The 16,975-nt window shown below is 41.5% G+C and carries 18 protein-coding genes and 1 riboswitch; of the genes, 8 read left to right on the forward strand and 10 right to left on the reverse strand.

Annotated features, from left to right (window positions below):
• Positions 1 to 11: 11 nt before the first annotated feature.
• Together HPT25_RS11220 and HPT25_RS11225 are read left to right on the forward strand one after the other, a co-directional pair.
• The gene (locus tag HPT25_RS11220) at positions 12 to 242 is read left to right on the forward strand and encodes an excisionase family DNA-binding protein (protein ID WP_173063773.1); all 231 of its coding nucleotides are present in this window, start codon (positions 12 to 14) and stop codon (positions 240 to 242) included.
• A gap of 154 nt (positions 243 to 396) precedes the next feature.
• Positions 397 to 783 carry a DUF488 domain-containing protein gene (locus HPT25_RS11225; protein ID WP_173063776.1) on the forward strand — a complete coding sequence of 129 codons (387 nt, stop codon included), beginning with the start codon at positions 397 to 399 and terminating at the stop codon, positions 781 to 783.
• Between the two features lie 90 nt (positions 784 to 873).
• Here HPT25_RS11225 and HPT25_RS11230 read toward each other — a convergent pair whose 3' ends face one another.
• Both HPT25_RS11230 and trhA read right to left on the reverse strand, forming a co-directional pair.
• Positions 874 to 1,695 (reverse strand): YitT family protein, encoded by an 822-nt coding sequence (locus tag HPT25_RS11230; protein WP_173063779.1) that lies wholly within the window; start codon positions 1,693 to 1,695, stop codon positions 874 to 876.
• 150 nt (positions 1,696 to 1,845) lie between these two features.
• A complete protein-coding gene (gene trhA, locus HPT25_RS11235) occupies positions 1,846 to 2,493 on the reverse strand; it encodes a PAQR family membrane homeostasis protein TrhA (protein WP_173063782.1) in 648 nt (215 codons plus the stop codon).
• A gap of 132 nt (positions 2,494 to 2,625) precedes the next feature.
• Here trhA and HPT25_RS11240 point away from each other — a divergent pair, with 132 nt between their 5' ends.
• From HPT25_RS11240 to HPT25_RS11265, 6 genes are all read left to right on the forward strand, one after another.
• Entirely contained in the window at positions 2,626 to 3,204 is a 579-nt protein-coding gene (locus tag HPT25_RS11240) for a DUF1836 domain-containing protein (protein WP_173063785.1), read from the forward strand.
• A 112-nt stretch (positions 3,205 to 3,316) separates the two neighbouring features.
• The gene (locus HPT25_RS11245) at positions 3,317 to 3,643 is read left to right on the forward strand and encodes an antibiotic biosynthesis monooxygenase family protein (RefSeq protein WP_173063788.1); all 327 of its coding nucleotides are present in this window, start codon (positions 3,317 to 3,319) and stop codon (positions 3,641 to 3,643) included.
• 260 nt (positions 3,644 to 3,903) lie between these two features.
• Positions 3,904 to 4,044, forward strand: a riboswitch (cyclic di-AMP (ydaO/yuaA leader).
• Between the two features lie 127 nt (positions 4,045 to 4,171).
• The gene (locus tag HPT25_RS11250; RefSeq protein ID WP_173063791.1) at positions 4,172 to 4,324 is read left to right on the forward strand and encodes a DUF8570 family protein; all 153 of its coding nucleotides are present in this window, start codon (positions 4,172 to 4,174) and stop codon (positions 4,322 to 4,324) included.
• Positions 4,325 to 5,194 (forward strand): SPFH domain-containing protein, encoded by an 870-nt coding sequence (locus tag HPT25_RS11255; protein WP_173063794.1) that lies wholly within the window; start codon positions 4,325 to 4,327, stop codon positions 5,192 to 5,194.
• Between the two features lie 181 nt (positions 5,195 to 5,375).
• Positions 5,376 to 5,591: a DUF6366 family protein gene (locus tag HPT25_RS11260; protein ID WP_173063797.1), complete on the forward strand. Its 216-nt coding sequence runs from the start codon at positions 5,376 to 5,378 to the stop codon at positions 5,589 to 5,591.
• A 562-nt stretch (positions 5,592 to 6,153) separates the two neighbouring features.
• Complete coding sequence (locus HPT25_RS11265; protein ID WP_173063800.1) at positions 6,154 to 6,474, forward strand: DUF3892 domain-containing protein; 321 nt, start codon at positions 6,154 to 6,156, stop codon at positions 6,472 to 6,474.
• 42 nt (positions 6,475 to 6,516) lie between these two features.
• Here HPT25_RS11265 and leuD read toward each other — a convergent pair whose 3' ends face one another.
• From leuD to ilvD, 8 genes are all read right to left on the reverse strand, one after another.
• Positions 6,517 to 7,101: a 3-isopropylmalate dehydratase small subunit gene (leuD, locus tag HPT25_RS11270; RefSeq protein WP_173063803.1), complete on the reverse strand. Its 585-nt coding sequence runs from the start codon at positions 7,099 to 7,101 to the stop codon at positions 6,517 to 6,519.
• Between the two features lie 3 nt (positions 7,102 to 7,104).
• Positions 7,105 to 8,523 (reverse strand): 3-isopropylmalate dehydratase large subunit, encoded by a 1,419-nt coding sequence (gene leuC, locus HPT25_RS11275; protein ID WP_173063806.1) that lies wholly within the window; start codon positions 8,521 to 8,523, stop codon positions 7,105 to 7,107.
• A 177-nt stretch (positions 8,524 to 8,700) separates the two neighbouring features.
• Complete coding sequence (gene leuB / locus HPT25_RS11280; RefSeq protein WP_173063809.1) at positions 8,701 to 9,807, reverse strand: 3-isopropylmalate dehydrogenase; 1,107 nt, start codon at positions 9,805 to 9,807, stop codon at positions 8,701 to 8,703.
• A 95-nt stretch (positions 9,808 to 9,902) separates the two neighbouring features.
• Complete coding sequence (locus HPT25_RS11285; protein ID WP_173063812.1) at positions 9,903 to 11,447, reverse strand: 2-isopropylmalate synthase; 1,545 nt, start codon at positions 11,445 to 11,447, stop codon at positions 9,903 to 9,905.
• Positions 11,434 to 12,459: a ketol-acid reductoisomerase gene (ilvC, locus tag HPT25_RS11290; RefSeq protein WP_173063815.1), complete on the reverse strand. Its 1,026-nt coding sequence runs from the start codon at positions 12,457 to 12,459 to the stop codon at positions 11,434 to 11,436. Before ilvC ends, HPT25_RS11285 begins: the two co-directional genes overlap by 14 nt.
• Before the next feature lie 27 nt (positions 12,460 to 12,486).
• Positions 12,487 to 13,008: an acetolactate synthase small subunit gene (ilvN, locus tag HPT25_RS11295; protein WP_173063818.1), complete on the reverse strand. Its 522-nt coding sequence runs from the start codon at positions 13,006 to 13,008 to the stop codon at positions 12,487 to 12,489.
• Positions 13,005 to 14,738 carry a biosynthetic-type acetolactate synthase large subunit gene (gene ilvB / locus HPT25_RS11300; RefSeq protein ID WP_173063822.1) on the reverse strand — a complete coding sequence of 578 codons (1,734 nt, stop codon included), beginning with the start codon at positions 14,736 to 14,738 and terminating at the stop codon, positions 13,005 to 13,007. Before ilvB ends, ilvN begins: the two co-directional genes overlap by 4 nt.
• A 505-nt stretch (positions 14,739 to 15,243) precedes the next feature.
• The gene (ilvD, locus tag HPT25_RS11305; protein ID WP_173063825.1) at positions 15,244 to 16,911 is read right to left on the reverse strand and encodes a dihydroxy-acid dehydratase; all 1,668 of its coding nucleotides are present in this window, start codon (positions 16,909 to 16,911) and stop codon (positions 15,244 to 15,246) included.
• Positions 16,912 to 16,975: the final 64 nt, after the last annotated feature.

The following is a 16,975-nucleotide window of genomic DNA, read 5'->3' on the forward strand; positions in this document are numbered from 1 at the left end:
GAGGCAGAAACATGTATCTAACAATAAAACAAGCAGCTGAATACCTATCCATGACAGAAGAAACAATCGAAAAACTCATACAACAAAGAAAAATTCGTACCTTATTCGACGGAACCGAATACCTAATCTACAAAGACCAATTCAACACCCACCTAAAACAACTCGAAAAATACAAACAACTCATACAAGAAATACTAAACGAACCCATCCCTGAAGACCTCGACATCAAGGACGAAGACTAAATAGCTTCAATCAAAAAAATGGGGGTAACTTTGGTGTCAGGCACCAAACGTGGATAATTGTCCGTGTAGAGTGGACAAAACGGTGGTTTTGTCTTTTTGTGGTACCTGACACCAAAAATGACACCAAAAACACTATGCTGGGAGGGGAATTTGGATGGATGGTTTGAGGGGGATTTTTTTGAAGCGGGTTTATGAGCCTTATGATGAGAGTGATGGATGTAGGATTTTGGTGGATCGGTTGTGGCCGCGAGGGATTTCGAAGGGGAATGCTCGATTGTCGCTGTGGTTGAAGGAGGTCGCTCCTAGTCCTGAGTTGCGAAAGTGGTTCTGTCATAAGCCAGAGTTGTTTGATGAATTTCGTTGTCGCTATCTTGATGAGCTTCGTACAAGTGATGTTCATATTCAGGCTGTTAGACAAATTATGATTCTTTCTGAACAAGGGCAGGTTACGATCCTTTATGGGGCGAAAGATCCAGTCCATAATCACGCGATTGTTTTGTTTGAAGAACTGCAAAGGATTACTCAAATTCCTAAAACATAAAAAATTGGCGCACTATTTATAAAGCCAATTTTTTATGTTTTAGTCAACTGGAATCTTTCTTCGAAACATTGTGCAGTTTGCTGATCCATTCTAATCCTTACGAAACCGTCCCATTACTTCAAGTGTTTGAGTTATGTTGACAAACGCTCTTGGATCAATCTCGCGGATGGTATGTTTTGTTTCATTCAGCTCAAATTTAGTTATGACCGTTGTTAATACCTTTTTCGGTTTATGAGTATATACCCCTTCTGCATCAGTCATGGTAATACCGCGTGAATGCAGCTTAATTAATGCTTCGCTTAATTCAGTGTATTTTTCCGTTACAATCGTTAACGTTAATTTATTTTGAGTCGTATAAACCATATCTACTGCGCGGCCCGCAACATAAATGGCGATTATCGTATAAAGGGTGATATTCCAGCCGAAAATAAGTCCGGAAATGCCGACAACTAACAAGTTCATACATGTATTTAGTATGCCAACCTGCCAATTTTTCTTTTTAGCAAGTGTAAGGCTGATAATGTCTGTTCCTCCGGTCGAACCTCCAATCCTAATTAATATCCCGACTGCAACTCCATAAATAGCCCCGCCAATGATAGAAGACAGTAGAATATCAGGACTAATCGCATGAATGGGAATGAATTTCATGCTTAAAGACATCACGGTAACAGCATAAATCGTGAGTAACACAAATTTTCTTCCTAAGTAAACCAGCCCTAAAACAAATAAAGGGATGTTAAGGATGAAAATAACCGAGCCAGTATTAATATGTAAAAAGTGGTGAATAAAGAATGAAACGCCGGTGACTCCACCTGAGGTTAATTTATGGGGAATGAGGAAAGTATTAAAGGCAAACCCATAAAGAACCGCACATAATCCAATAACAATAATTTGGAAAATCAATCGTAACAAGATCAACACCTCTGTCAAAGAAAAAATACATCTGCAATAAAATAACATTCTTAGTTTAAACGAATCGACAGAGTTCTAATGATTGGAATTTCGAAAATTGTATAACTATTTTCTAGTGAAAAAAAACGCCCTTTCTGGACGTTTCCACTATTAAATAACATATAGAAAAACACTTAAGAAGTGAGCAAAACTTCCAAGCAAAATGAATACATGGAATATTTCGTGAAATCCCCATTGCTTAAATTTTAAAAATTTAGGCTTTGTGCCATAAATCACGCCGCCAATGGTATAAAAGATGCCTCCAAGTACTAATAAGAATAATCCGCTGGGGTTTAAGCTGCTAGAAAGAGGCGGGAATACAAATACGACCATCCAGCCCATTGCAATATACAATGCAGTTGATATCCATCGCGGGCAATGAAACCAGACCATTTTAAAGACAATCCCACAAATTGCAACTCCGGCAATAATCGAAAAAAGAATCGCACCTGTTTTTCCGTTTAAACTAATAAAGCAAAATGGCGTATACGTCCCAGCAATCAAGACAAAGATCATGGAATGGTCAAGTCTTCTCAAGAAGGCGATCACTTTATCTCTGGCAATCACCATATGATAAGTGGCCGATGCAGAATATAGCAGAATCATGCTGATTCCAAAAATAATGACTGCCGTAATAGTGAGCGGTGTGGGAGTGGTCATTGCAGCTTTAATTACCATTGCCAGCAGCCCGACAAATGATAAGATGGCACCAGCTAAATGGGTTAATCCGTTAATGGGTTCCCGAATGTAAGTATTCATTTAAACTGCCTCCTAACTACTATGTAGTTTTGATAACTACATACAATAATACAAGTATATTATCATCTAGTCAATGAACATACGTTTCTGTATAATAAAAATGATATAGAAAAATTAAATGGGGTTTGATTTATGGGAAAAATGAAGCAGCTGTTGGAGCAGTACGGTTTGGATGCAGCATTATCATTAGAGGAGATTCCAAAAATTGACCTCTATATGGATCAGGTCATCCAGTTGTTTGAAAATAAATTCGCTGATTCCAAAAGGAACGAAGAAGAAAAAGTTTTAACAAAAACGATGATCAATAACTATGCAAAAGGGAAGCTGATCTTCCCAATTCACAACAAAAAATATTCAAGGGAGCATCTCATTTTAATCAGCCTAATCTATCAGCTAAAGGGAGCTTTGTCTATTAATGATATTAAAACTACTTTAGATGGATTAAATAAAAGAATTCTTAAAGAAGATATTGATTTAGAAGCTTTTTACAACAGCTATTTAAATCTTACAGGGAAAAGCACAGAACAGTTTAAGGCAGAAATGGAGAGAAGAGAAAAGGAAGTTCGGAACGAAATTGAAAGCAATTCCTCCTATCTTGAGCAGGTAATGATGATCTCTTCTCTTGTTCATATGAGCAATTTATATCGGAAAATCGCCGAAAAGCTTGTTGACGAGATCATAGTTGAAAAGGAAGGAAAGCGCCAGAAGTAATCTTTTGGTGCTGTTTTGGATGCTCCAAAACAACATCTAGATAAAGGTTTCGAAAGTAATAAATCATTGTGAGAATGTTATAATTAATGAAAAAGGATTGGGGGAAATGGATATGAGTGAAAGGGCAGCAACTCCTCAGCCGCCATATTATGCGGTGATTTTTACATCTCAGCGTACGGAGGGGGATAATGGTTATGGTTCAATGGCAGAAAAGATGGTGGAACTGGCTTTTAAACAGAAGGGGTTTTTAGGAGTGGAAAGTGCTCGTGATCAAAACTTGGGAATTACTGTTTCATATTGGGACTCATTAGAAGCAATAAAAAACTGGAAAGAGAACGCAGTACATAAACTGGCACAGGAAAAAGGGAAAACGGAATGGTATAAAAAGTATTCTGTGAGGATTTCTAAAGTAGAGAAAGCTTACACATTTGAAATGTAACTATTAGGGTGATACTTCATAGGGAGTATCACTTTTTTCGTTATATGTTTACTAGAGTTTAGGTACAGAATTTAGATTAAAATGCATGCAAGGGAAAATCTAAAGAAACAAGAAATGAATAAAATAATGAGATTGAGTTAGAAAATAAAAGAATTTCTGGGATTTATTCAAAAAAACAAGTGGATTTGATAATTTTTGGCAAAAAACTGCCGTTTACTTGTTGGATGGCCGGGATTACAATTACTTCATAAATCAGCAATTAAATACATCGGCTTAATCCTGTGGAAACACGGGAGCGGAGGAACCAATTTTTTGGGGTTAATTCTGGAAACAGAAGGGATGAGATGCTCTTTCGCCATCCTACCCGTCAGCTAACTTCGTCGGCTAAAGCGAGGGAGGTCGAGACCGCCTATTTCAGAATGCTTATTTTGTTATGACCAAAAGCATTCTGAGGAAAAAAAGCAGGTCTTTTTTTATTTCAAAAAGATTATTAGAGGTTTACCTTTTAGAAAAATTGGGGTGGTTAATTTGTTTGAAATTGTTATCCAGCTTGTTGTAATTGCCGTATTGGCAGCCGCCATTGTGTTCTGCTTATCTTGGAAACTATTTTTTAAAATTGGCAATAAAGCTGAAAAAGTGAAAGAGAAAATCAAAGAAGAAAATGATAGGGAGAATCGATAAATGAAAATGGAAATGACGAAATTTAAACTGGGTGCAATCATTAGCGGAGTTGTATTGATCCTTATACTAGCTGCCGGATTTACCGGAATTTCATGGATTTCAGTGGGGAATGTCGGGATAGTGAAACATATGGATGGGGAAGTATCAGAATTAAGCCAAGGAATTCACTGGGTCGGCTGGGGAGTGGCCGTACAGGAATATCCAACCTATATGCAGTCTCTCGTTCTTTCAGACAATCCGAAAGAAGGCGGTAATGACAACCAGCAGTGGAGTGTTGGAACGAGTGATCAACAGGAGCTTCCGGTCAACACTTCCCTTACTTGGAAAATCAATACGAAAAATGCCACCGCACTTTATCAAACTGTTGGGGGCAAGGATATCCAGTATATTTCTGATTCAATCGTCAAACCAACTATGAAAAATGTTGTGAATAAAATTACCCACCAGTACACATGGAACGACATCAAAGGGGCAGGGCAAGCTGATGTAACGGTTAAAATCAATCAGGAATTGGCAAAAGAACTAGAGAAAGCAGGCATCAGCATCGGAACATTTGGTTTTACCCATGTTGGATCTCCGAAAGGAATGGAGCAGTCCCAACAGGCGTTAGCCACTGCTGAGCTCAATGTCAAAAAAGCGCAGGCAGAACAAGAGAAAGCCAAAATTGAAAACCAAACACGAATCCTAAATGCGCAAACGGATGCTCAAGCTGCAAAAATTAAAGCAGAGGGAGAAGCGGCTGCCAACCAATTACTTGCAAAATCTCTTACGACCGAACTTGTCGAATATAACAAAGTCCAAAAATGGAATGGGGTCAATCCGACAACTGTATTGGGAAATGGAGCGAACACGATGATTACTGTTAAATAAAAATATAAAGAAATCCAATATAACAAAAATGCAAAATAGTATATGAAATTACAGACCTACCATCATTATATGGTAGGTTTATTTTTTAAAAATCAAAACTGCAGTGTAGGAAAAACAAGGATAATAAACTAAAAATTTACAAAAATATGTTAAAATGATAGAAAACAGAGAGGTGCTAAAAATGAGTGAAAGCAAAGAAACTCCGGAAAGAACAAGAGAAAAACTAAGACAAGAAGAATTAAAAAGAAATCCAACTGGAAATATGAATGATGCATTTAATAGGACTGAATCTGGAAACCTAGCTGATTTAGTTGGCAGTTTAGGTTGGAAAGGTTTTGGCATTCTAATCCTTGTGATTGTAATTGGTTTTGTTCTAGTGTCAAGGTTCTTTAAGTAAGGAAACCTTATTTTGAGTTTTAGGGGGAGTTTTACCCAAAATAACTAAAAGAACCGCAGACTATTTCGCATAATCGGAATGGTTTATTATCATTGATAAAAAGCCGTTTTTAAGGTCTTTATGCAAAAAATCGCTTTGGTTTCAGTATTAGAAAAATAAGGTTCAATGATTTATGTGTGCGATTTTATTGTCTAAACTTCCTATTAAAATATGCTATTATTCATTGTTTATTTTCGATAGTTTAGAGAATTCATAGGCGGAGAATTTCCGTCAATTGTATATAGAGGAAGCTTAAGAAGCAGATATAAGCGGAGATATTCCGATTAACTGTTCTAAATAAGAAAAATCCAAAGATTTGGGTAATATAAACGGAAAAACCTCCTTTATTATTAAGGAAATATTGAGTATTTCCCTATTTAAACGGAATTTTACCGTTTATTTTTCAAACACAAACGAATTTTATCAGGGAGTAAGTGTATTTGAACTTTTTCTGACACTTTGTATTGTTAGGATAATTTTCTAAGAGAGAATTATACTAACGAATGTTCGGAGGTGGGAATGAATGAATGGAAATCAAAGGGATTTTGAAGAAATTTATCAACAATATAAGGAGCAAAGTCAACAGCAGGCTCAAATCGAGGCAGTGCAGCAGCATGTAGATGGGAAAGAAGAAGTTGTTGCGGTGCGGAAAAACGATGAGGGTGACATCATTGCCTTTAAAACAAATACGGGAAGAGAGTTGGATTACCTAACTGCTTTGGATGAAGCAAAGTCAGGCAAGATCGCTCATATTGATGTCTTCCACAAATACGGCAGGGACATTATTCGCAGCGAGCCGGATGGCATAAAAGAAAATAACCTTGATCAATTACCGGAGTTTTAAAAAAAAGTGTCAGGCACCAACATTGTTGGTGCCTGACACTTTTTAATTATGAGCCAACTCGTATTGTTTGATTTTATCTTCGTAGTTCAAGGTTACGCCGATCTCGTCCCAGCCGTTTAATAACATTTCTTTAGGGTATGGGGCGATATCAAATTGAATTTTAAAGCCATCGTTGTCGTATACTGCTTGGTCCTCAAGGTTAACTGTTAAGCTGTAGCCTTCGGTTTCTGCCTTTTTCATGATCGTTTGGACCTGCTCTTCAGTCGCTTGAATGGCTAGGATCCCATTTTTTACACAGTTGTTTTTAAAAATATCGGCATAGCTTGGAGCGATGATGACTTTAAATCCAAAATCTTGAACGGCCCACGGAGCATGCTCACGGGAGGAACCGCAGCCGAAGTTTTCACCTGCCACTAATATAGAAGCTCCTTTGTACTGCGGAGCATTCAACGAAAAATCTGGATTTGGATTTCCATCATCATCGAAACGCCAGTTGTAGAACAGAAACTGTCCAAAGCCGCTGCGTTCAATCCGCTTTAAAAATTGCTTCGGGATAATCTGATCAGTATCAATGTTTGCTCTGTTTATTGGACAAACAAGTCCTTGGTGAATACGTAACGGTTCCATCGATTACATTACCTCCTGTGCAGAAAACTTGCGGACATCAACAAAGTGGCCGGCAATTGCCGCTGCTGCAGCCATTTCCGGGCTGACAAGATGAGTGCGTGCTCCTTTGCCTTGACGGCCTTCAAAGTTACGGTTAGAAGTAGAAGCACAGCGTTCACCGGATGGAATGATATCATCATTCATTCCTAAACACATACTGCAGCCGGCTTCACGCCATTCAAAGCCTGCTTCTTTAAACACTTGATCCAGTCCTTCTTTTTCAGCAGCAAGTTTGACACTAAACGAGCCTGGAACAACAATAGCAGTAACAGCTGGATTCACTTTCCGACCGCGAACCAAATCTGCTGCTTTACGCAGGTCGCTTAGCCGAGAGTTAGTGCAGGAACCGATAAACACATGATCGATGGTCACGCTCGATAGCGGCTGGCCTGCTTCCAACCCCATGTATTCAAGGGCGCGTTGGATTTCATCTTTTTCACTCGGTTTATCTGTATCATCAGGGCTCGGAACATTAGAGGTAACCGGGATACACATCCCAGGATTTGTTCCCCATGTTACTTGCGGCTCCACTTCAGCAGCATCAATTTCTACAACTGTATCATAGGAAGCACCTTCGTCTGTAGCAAGAGCTTGCCAACGAGCAACCGCTTCTTCAAATGCTTCTCCTTGTGGAACATATCTGCGGTCTTTTAAATAGGCAAAAGTAGTTTCATCTGGTGAAATCAGTCCAGCTCGTGCTCCACCTTCGATGGACATGTTACAGACTGTCATCCGTTCTTCCATTGACATCGCACGAATGGCTTCGCCGGTATATTCCACAACATAGCCGGTGCCAAACTTAACGCCAAATTTAGCAATGATCGCTAAGATTAAGTCTTTTGCTGTAACGCCTGTCCCAAGCATGCCGTTCACTTTTACATTTAATGTTTTGGGTGGTGCCTGCCAAAGTGTCTGGGTTGCCATTACATGCTCTACTTCGCTTGTTCCGATACCAAATGCAAGGGCACCAAAGGCACCGTGAGTGGATGTATGGCTGTCACCGCAGACGATTGTTTTTCCTGGTTGGGTAAGACCAAGTTCAGGTCCGATTACGTGCACGATCCCGTTATCTGGATGGTGAATGTCTGCAAGGGTAATGCCAAATTCCTGGCAATTTTGCACGAGTGTATCAATTTGTTTTTTAGAAATAGGATCATTGATAACTAGACGCTGCCGGGTAGGAATATTATGATCCATTGTTGCATAGGTAAGATCGGGACGACGGACCTTGCGCCCTGCCAAACGTAAGCCCTCAAATGCTTGAGGAGAAGTGACTTCATGAACAAGATGCAAGTCAATATAAAGTAAATCAGGTTTTCCTGCTTCTTGATGAACTACATGCTGTTCCCAAATTTTTTGAATGATCGTTTTTGGTGTTTGCATAGCTTCCTTCCTCACATCATAGATTTTTTATCGGTTTGTCCATATCATGGTGAACCTTATTGATTTCGGCTCCAATCAACACTGTCGCAAAAAATCAATAAGGTCTAAATAGTTAGTTTTTAAAAAAATTATGGTAAACCGCCAAGTGAAGCACGATTTACCCCATAAAAATGTTTATTAATAGTAGCAGCTGGCGATACATTTTGAAGCGTGCTGAGTTTTAATATAATCCACGATTAACCGCGTAATTTCATTAGTGCCGACAAGACGGCCGTTTTGGATCTGAAGGTCAGCAGTGTGGAAACCGGAATCAAGGGTTGCTTGAACCGCATCTTCAATAATCTTAGCCTCGTCCTCCATGCTAAAGGAATATCTTAACATCATGGCCGCTGATAAAATCATTGCCACTGGATTGGCCACGCCTTTACCAGCGATGTCTGGTGCTGAACCGTGGACAGGTTCATAAAGACCAACACCAGATTCATTTAAGCTGGCAGAAGGAAGCATTCCAAGTGAACCTGTTAAGACAGAGGCCTCATCACTTAAAATGTCGCCGAACATATTTTCAGTAACAATGACGTCAAAATGGGATGGATTTGTAATTAGCTTCATAGCTGCTGCGTCGACTAATACATGCTCGACTTCTACATCCGGATATTGTGCTTTTTTCTCCTCAACCACTTCGCGCCATACTTTACTTGATTCAAGGACATTGGCTTTATCAACGGAGGATAGGCGCCGGCGTCGTCCTTGTGCTGCTTGGAAGGCTTTATCTACGATTCTTTCAATCTCTTGACGTGTATAGGCTAGGGTATCAACTACGACCTGGCCGTTTTCCCGCCGCTCACTTGGAGTCCCGAAATAAAGACCGCCCGTTAATTCACGAACAATAAGAAGGTCGCTCCCGGCAACAATTTCTTCCTTCAAAGGGGAAGCATGAAGAAGATTTTTGAATCCCTTAATTGGCCTTAGATTGGCATATAGATCAAGGGCCTTCCTAATCCCAAGCAACCCGCGCTCAGGTCGTAGATGTGAAGGATTCTGATCCCATTTTGGACCGCCAACAGCACCAAGCAATACCGCATCTGCATGTTTGCAGGCAGCTACTGTTGCATCTGGCAGCGGAGTGCCGTGAAGGTCAATGGCTGCTCCTCCGATATCATGGGCCTCAAAGCTAAAAGTGTGGTTATATTCTTCTGCAATCGCAGTTAATACTTCCTTTGCAGAATTCATGACTTCCTTGCCGATGCCATCACCGGGAAGTAAAACAATATGTTTTTTCATAAGAGCAACCTCCTTATTATTTTTAAAACCATTTAAACTCGCCAGTTGTTTTTAGTCCGATCAACAAAGTGTTACTATTTGGTGCCTGACACCATTTATAGTGCGGCAGGTTCTTTTATGGCTGTGAGTTGGTTGAAGAATACTCGGTTAACGGCGTTTAGAAATGCTTTTGCCGATGCTTCGAGTACGTCTTGAGCTGAGGCACGGCCGCTGACGACAGCGCCGTTTACTGTCATTTTGACATGTACTTCAGCTAACGCATCACGGCCTTTTCCTACTGAGTTAAGGTTAAAATCTGTGAGATGAATTTCTTCTTTTACAAGTGCTTCAAGAGTGTTGAATACTGCTTCAACACTACCGCTTCCGATACAAGCCGTTTCTACTCGTTCACCATCAGGAGTGGTAAGGGCAACTGTAGAAGTTGGCAGGTTTGCTGAGCCGTACTGAACTTGGAATGCAACAAGCTCATATTTTTTCACATCGATGGCTGCGGTTTGAATATCGATTAAGATAGTGAATAAATCTTCGTCTGTTACTTCTTTTTTTCGATCTGTTAATTGCTTAAAGGCCTGGAAGGCTTCGTTCAGCTTTTCTTGAGACAATTCAAATCCCATTTGCTCAGCTTTGTCTTTAAAAGCATGGCGTCCTGAGTGTTTGCCTAGAACAAGATCGTTAGAAGCAACTCCAACTAATTCAGGTGTAATAATTTCATAGGTTGCTGAATTTTTTAATACGCCGTCCTGATGAATGCCGGATTCATGTGCAAAGGCATTTTTCCCGACAACAGCTTTGTTCCCAGGAACCTTCATTCCAGTAAAGCGGCTAACCAAGTCACTGGTACGCTTGATTTCTTTTAACACCAGGTTGGTTGTAAAAGGATATTTATCGTGACGAATATTTAGTGCAACCGCAATTTCCTCCAAGGCGGCGTTACCGGCACGTTCACCAATGCCGTTAACAGTGCCTTCTACTTGCGTAACCCCATTCTCGATCGCTGCAAGCGAGTTGGCAACAGCCATGCCTAAGTCATCATGGCAGTGACAGGAAAGGGCTGCCTTATCAATATTAGGTACATTTTCTCTGATATAGCGGAACATCCGTCCATACTCTTCAGGAGTAGTATAGCCAACGGTATCCGGAAGGTTTATGACGGTTGCACCAGCATCAATAACTTTCGTAATTATTTGAACAAGGAAATCCAAGTCAGAGCGGGAAGCATCTTCTGCTGACCATTCCACATGGGGGAATCGTTGTCTCGCATAGGCCACCATATTGACCGCAGTTTCTACGACTTCCTCAGGTGTTTTCATTAACTTGTATTTCATATGGATAGGGGAGGTAGCTAAAAATACATGCAATCTTGGTTCTGCAGCATCTTTTAAGGCGTCCCACGCAATGTCAATGTCAGATTTCACAGCACGTGCCAAACCGGTAACGGAAGAGTTTTTAATTGTACGGGCAATGGCTCTAACGGCTTCGAAATCTCCTTGAGAGGAAGCCGGAAAGCCGGCCTCCATAATGTCAACGCCAAAACGTTCAAGCTGTCTGGCAATTTCCACTTTTTCAAGCTGGTTTAAATTTACACCAGGGGATTGTTCTCCATCGCGTAAGGTCGTGTCAAAGATGTTAACGTGAACCATTTACCGCCACTTCCTTTTTAACCGGTTTTTTAATAAATGGCATTAATGCACGAAGTTCACGGCCTACTTTTTCAATTAAATGATTATTTTCACTGCGGTTAATAGCGCTAAATTGCGGACGTCCAGCTTGGTTTTCTAAAATCCAGCCTTTGGCAAATGCGCCTGTTTGGATATCTTTTAAAACTTCTTTCATGCGCTGTTTTGTATCTTCGTTGACAACACGTGGACCTGAAACGAAATCTCCCCATTGAGCAGTGTCGGAGATGGAATAGCGCATGTTTTCCAATCCTCCTTCGTATAACAGGTCAACGATTAATTTCAATTCATGTAAACATTCGAAGTAAGCAACTTCTGGTTGATAACCAGCTTCTACTAGTGTTTCGAATCCTGCTTTGATCAGAGCAGTTGCGCCGCCGCAAAGAACTGCTTGCTCGCCGAATAGATCTGTTTCTGTTTCTTCTTGGAAAGTAGTTTCCAGTACTCCTGCGCGAGCAGCGCCGATCCCTTTTGCATAAGCTAAAGCAAGGTCACGAGCCTGGCCAGTGTAGTCTTGGTATACAGCGTATAGACCAGGAACGCCTGCTCCTTCAGTATAAGTACGGCGTACTAAGTGTCCTGGACCTTTTGGTGCAACAAGGAATACGTCAACATCAGCAGGAGGGACGATTTGGTTAAAATGAATATTAAAGCCGTGGGCAAATACTAGCGCGTTGCCTGCTTCAAGGTTTGGTTTGATGCTTTCTTCATATACTTTTGGCTGCAATTCATCAGGAAGTAGAACCATGATTACATCTGCTGCTGCAGTTGCTTCAGCAACTGAACAAACATCTACACCATCTTCAACTGCTTTATCCCATGATTTTCCTCCGCGTAATCCGACAACAACATCAAAGCCGCTTTCTTTTAAGTTTAGAGCGTGAGCGTGACCTTGTGACCCGTAGCCGATAATTGCAATCTTTTTCCCTTGTAAAACTTCCTCTTGAATATCTCCGTTATAAAGTACTTTTACCATTATGAATCATCCTTTCAGAATTGTTAGTTATTTTGAGAGTGAATATGTTGCAAAATCGTTTACTTGCGGTTGGTATCCGCGCAAGAAGGCGGTTAATCCGGTTCGGGCAATTTCTTTAATCCCGAATGGGCGGAGCAACTCAATTAGAGCATCAATTTTTTCAGGTTTTCCTGTAATTTGTACAGCCAAGCTGTCCTTGCTGACATCAATGATGTCGGCACGGAACGGGTCAATAATCCCATGAATTTCAGTGCGAAGCTGGGAGCTGCTTGCTACTTTGATTAGGGCCAGTTCCCGAACAACAATTGCTTTTTCGGTTATGTCAGAAACCTTTAATACATCAATTTGTTTGTTTAATTGTTTAGTAACCTGTTCCAAGCGCTGTTCATCTTCCACTTCAACCACAAGGGTCATTTTCGAAATCCCTTCGGTTTCTGTACGGCCAACGGAAATGCTTTCGATATTGAACTGCCGTCTTTGCAAGAGGCCAGTAACCCGGTTGAGGACACCGCTTCGGTCTTGGACTGTTAAGGTTATTATTCGTTTCATACTGGTTTCACCCCAATCATTTCGTGCAATCCTTTGCCAGGGGCTATCATTGGAAAAACTTTTTCCTGCTGGAGAACGCGGCAATCAACTAATACCGGACCATTGTATGCGAAAATTTCAGGAAGCTTGGCAATGAGATCCTCTTGATTGTCGATTTTGTATCCGCGAATCGAGTAGCTCTCAGCTAGTTTGACAAAGTCTGGCTGAGTATGCAGAATCGATTCGGAAATCCTGTTTCCATACATTAGTTCCTGCCACTGGCGGACCATTCCAAGTGCACCGTTATTAACAATGATGATTTTAACTGGCAGGTTTCTTTCATAAATGACGGATAGTTCCTGAAGTGTCATTTGGAAACCGCCATCGCCGACAATCGCAACAACAGTGCTTTCTGGAGCTGCCATTTGTGCCCCGATTGCTGCCGGGAATCCGAAGCCCATTGTTCCAAGGCCTCCGGATGTAATCCAGCGATGCGGCTTATTGAAGGTATAGAATTGTGCCGTCCACATTTGATGCTGGCCAACATCGGTTGCAACAATGGCTTCACCGTTTGTTACTTTATGAATCGCCTGAATCAACCATTGTGGACACATGCCATTTGGATCATGCTTAAACCAAAGCGGATATTCCTGTTTGTATTGCTCCAATTTTTCGAGCCATGCTTGATGCTCAAGGTCATCCATGGCGGCAGTTTCTTCACTTAATTGGAGCAAGGCTTCTTTGGCATCGCCGACAATTGGAATTTGCGTCGGAACATTTTTTCCAATTTCTGCAGGATCGATATCAATGTGCGCCACTTTTGCATGTGGGGCAAAGTGCTTTAGATTTCCAGTCAAACGATCATCAAAGCGGGCCCCTAAATTGATTAGCAAATCACTTTCATATAAGGCCATATTGGCTGCATAAGTTCCATGCATGCCGCCCATTCCCAAGGCATGCGGGCTGTCAGCAGGGAATGTGCCCAGGCCAAGGAGGGTAGTAACAACCGGAATTTTATGTTTTTCAGCAAAGGCGGTTAATTCCGCTGATGCTTTTGCATGAAGGACACCGGCTCCGGCAAGAATAACAGGTTTTTTCGCTTTAGATAGGGAATCAGCCAGTTTTTTAATTTGAAAAGGATTGGGCTTAATTGTTGGCTGATAGCCAGGCAAATCAATAACTGCTTCCTTAGGATCTTCTGTTAAATTTCCTGCTGAAATATCTTTTGGAATATCGACTAGGACCGGACCCGGCCGGCCGGTAGAAGCAATGTGAAATGCTTCCTTGACGATTCGTGGTAAGTCGGCAATCGATTGCACTTGATAATTATGTTTGGTAATCGGTGTGGTGATGGCCATTACATCAGCTTCCTGAAAGGCATCAGTTCCAATGACCGATCGTGCGACCTGCCCAGTGAATACCACGAGTGGTAAAGAATCCATCATTGCATCTGTAATTCCGGTAACCAGGTTTGTTGCTCCCGGTCCTGAAGTAGCGATAACTACCCCAGGTTTTCCTTTAATTCGGGCATATCCTTCAGCAGCATGGATCATTCCTTGTTCGTGTCGGAAAAGGACGTGCTGGATACGGCCCCGCGCCCGATAAATCGCATCGTAAATTGGCAGGACAGCTCCTCCCGGATACCCGAATAATGTCTCAACACCTTCATTGATCAAAAGATCGATGAGAAGGTCTGCACCTGTCTTCGGTACGGTACTGGTTTGGAATTCCAGCTTTGCTTCTACTTTCACGTCGTAATTCCCTCCTTATGGGTGTTTGAATTTTTTGAAAAATAAAATTGCGAGATCACTAGATCATATCTTAAAACACAGTAAAAAAGGCCCTTATTCTCCACGAATAAACTGCAATTAAGTACAATAAAAGCAGAGTAATCGGGGAGAAAAAGGCCTTCCATTTCCTCGGTACCACCCGTTTTCGCAGTATCCTCACGAATACTGCCTTATGAAGCGATTAATAAATTTTAACGCTTCTTTTTGTAACAGGTGCTCCTATAAAGCACCCGGTTATGCCTACTAAGTTTACACCGTTCAGAATAACACTCGGGGAGGATGTCGGATTAGATTGTATTACTGGGCTCACAGCAACCCCAGCTCTCTGAAAATACTAAATTCTAATCCTTTATTCCCGTCATCGATTTTGAAACTATTTAATTATCAATGAAACGAATTCTCTGTTTAGCACCTTAACTTCTTTGAGAAGGGGAGGGGTGCTAATAGTTCCCTGTGTTCATTGCTTTTATATCTTCATAACTCCGCCGGTATTAGCAGAGGTTACCAACTTTGCATATTTGGCTAAATAGCCCGTTTTGATTTTTGGTTCAGGCTTAACCCAATTGCGGCGTCTTTCAGCTAAAATTTCTTCATCGACAACCAATTCAATGGTGCGAGCCTGTAAATCAATTAAAATATCATCGCCGTTTTCTACAAGAGCGATTGGACCGCCTTCGGCTGCTTCCGGTGAGATATGACCAATGGAGATTCCGCGGCTTGCACCTGAGAATCGACCGTCTGTAATGAGGGCAACTTCCTTATCTAAGCCGCGTCCTGCAATAGCAGATGTTGGTGCAAGCATTTCAGGCATTCCAGGGCCGCCTTTAGGTCCTTCGTAGCGAATAACTACTACGTGGCCAGATTTTACAGTGCCATTATTAATGTTTTCCTGTGCTTCATCCTGTGAATCAAAAACGATCGCTTTGCCTAGGAACGTTTTAATAGATGGATCTACGGCTCCCACTTTAATGACTCCGCCATCAGGAGCTAGGTTACCATAAAGGATGGACAGCCCGCCGACAGGACTATAAGGATTTTCTTTTGGTCGAATCACCGTTTTATCAACGATTGTTGCATCTTTCACATTTTCTGCTAATGTTTTCCCGGTGATGGTGATACAATCCTGATGCATAGCACCATCAATTTGGCAAAGCTCATTAAGGATAGCACTCACACCGCCTGCGCGGTGGACATCTTGCATGGAATAATCTGAAGCTGGCATGATTTTTGCCAAATACGGAACTTTTTCTGCAATTTTATTAATTTCTCTTAAATCGTATTCAATACCTGCTTCATGAGCGATGGCCAATGTATGTAGAACGGTATTGGTAGAGCCGCCCATGGCCATATCAAGTGCAAAGGCATTGTCGAATGCTTCTCTTGTCATGATATCGCGAGGGCGAAGATCATTTTTGACAAGCTCCATTAAATGTCTTGCTGCCTGGCGAATCAGTTCATGACGCTCTTCTGAAGTAGCAACAATGGTTCCATTGCCTGGAACGGTCATCCCTAATACTTCCATCAAACAATTCATGGAGTTAGCGGTAAACATTCCGGAACAAGATCCGCAGGTTGGACAGGCATTTGTCTCAATTTCAAGCAATTCCTGCTGAGTCATTGTACCCTTGTGATAGGCACCAACACCCTCAAATACAGATGTAAGGGATAGGTTTTTTCCTGTTGAAGAAACACCTGCTTCCATCGGCCCGCCTGAGACAAATACTGAAGGAACATTCGTACGGGCTGCTGCCATCAGCATTCCAGGTGTGATTTTGTCGCAGTTTGGAATGTAAAAAACACCATCAAACCAATGGGCATTTATAACAGTTTCTGCACTATCGGCGATAATTTCACGGCTAGGGAGCGAGTAACGCATTCCAATGTGGCCCATGGCAATTCCGTCATCAACGCCAATCGTATTAAATTCAAATGGAATTCCGCCGGCTTCGCGGATCGCTTCTTTTACAATCTCACCGAAATGATTAAGGTGCTTATGGCCGGGGATAATATCAATGTAAGAGTTACAGACACCGATAAACGGTTTATCCAAGTCACTTGTTTTGACCCCGGTTGCATATAATAGACTGCGGTGGGGGGCTCGGTCAATCCCCTTTTTAATCATATCGCTTCGCATTTCTCTATCTCCTAACTGACGAATCCTTTTTCTGCTTTTTCAGCGTAACAGGCAACAACGTCTG

The organism is Neobacillus endophyticus, assembly GCF_013248975.1.
Classification (GTDB): Bacteria; Bacillota; Bacilli; order Bacillales; family Cytobacillaceae; genus Neobacillus; species Neobacillus endophyticus.

Coding starts and splice junctions, on each gene's coding strand:
- trhA (WP_173063782.1), bottom strand. CDS start 2,493: ATGAATACTTACATTCGGGAACCCATTAACGGATTAACCCATTTAGCT.
- HPT25_RS11265 (WP_173063800.1), top strand. CDS start 6,154: ATGAATGGAAATCAAAGGGATTTTGAAGAAATTTATCAACAATATAAG.
- HPT25_RS11240 (WP_173063785.1), top strand. CDS start 2,626: ATGGGAAAAATGAAGCAGCTGTTGGAGCAGTACGGTTTGGATGCAGCA.
- leuD (WP_173063803.1), bottom strand. CDS start 7,101: ATGGAACCGTTACGTATTCACCAAGGACTTGTTTGTCCAATAAACAGA.
- HPT25_RS11225 (WP_173063776.1), top strand. CDS start 397: ATGGATGGTTTGAGGGGGATTTTTTTGAAGCGGGTTTATGAGCCTTAT.
- leuB (WP_173063809.1), bottom strand. CDS start 9,807: ATGAAAAAACATATTGTTTTACTTCCCGGTGATGGCATCGGCAAGGAA.
- ilvN (WP_173063818.1), bottom strand. CDS start 13,008: ATGAAACGAATAATAACCTTAACAGTCCAAGACCGAAGCGGTGTCCTC.
- HPT25_RS11245 (WP_173063788.1), top strand. CDS start 3,317: ATGAGTGAAAGGGCAGCAACTCCTCAGCCGCCATATTATGCGGTGATT.
- HPT25_RS11255 (WP_173063794.1), top strand. CDS start 4,325: ATGAAAATGGAAATGACGAAATTTAAACTGGGTGCAATCATTAGCGGA.
- ilvC (WP_173063815.1), bottom strand. CDS start 12,459: ATGGTAAAAGTACTTTATAACGGAGATATTCAAGAGGAAGTTTTACAA.
- ilvD (WP_173063825.1), bottom strand. CDS start 16,911: ATGCGAAGCGATATGATTAAAAAGGGGATTGACCGAGCCCCCCACCGC.
- HPT25_RS11260 (WP_173063797.1), top strand. CDS start 5,376: ATGAGTGAAAGCAAAGAAACTCCGGAAAGAACAAGAGAAAAACTAAGA.
- leuC (WP_173063806.1), bottom strand. CDS start 8,523: ATGCAAACACCAAAAACGATCATTCAAAAAATTTGGGAACAGCATGTA.
- HPT25_RS11285 (WP_173063812.1), bottom strand. CDS start 11,447: ATGGTTCACGTTAACATCTTTGACACGACCTTACGCGATGGAGAACAA.
- HPT25_RS11220 (WP_173063773.1), top strand. CDS start 12: ATGTATCTAACAATAAAACAAGCAGCTGAATACCTATCCATGACAGAA.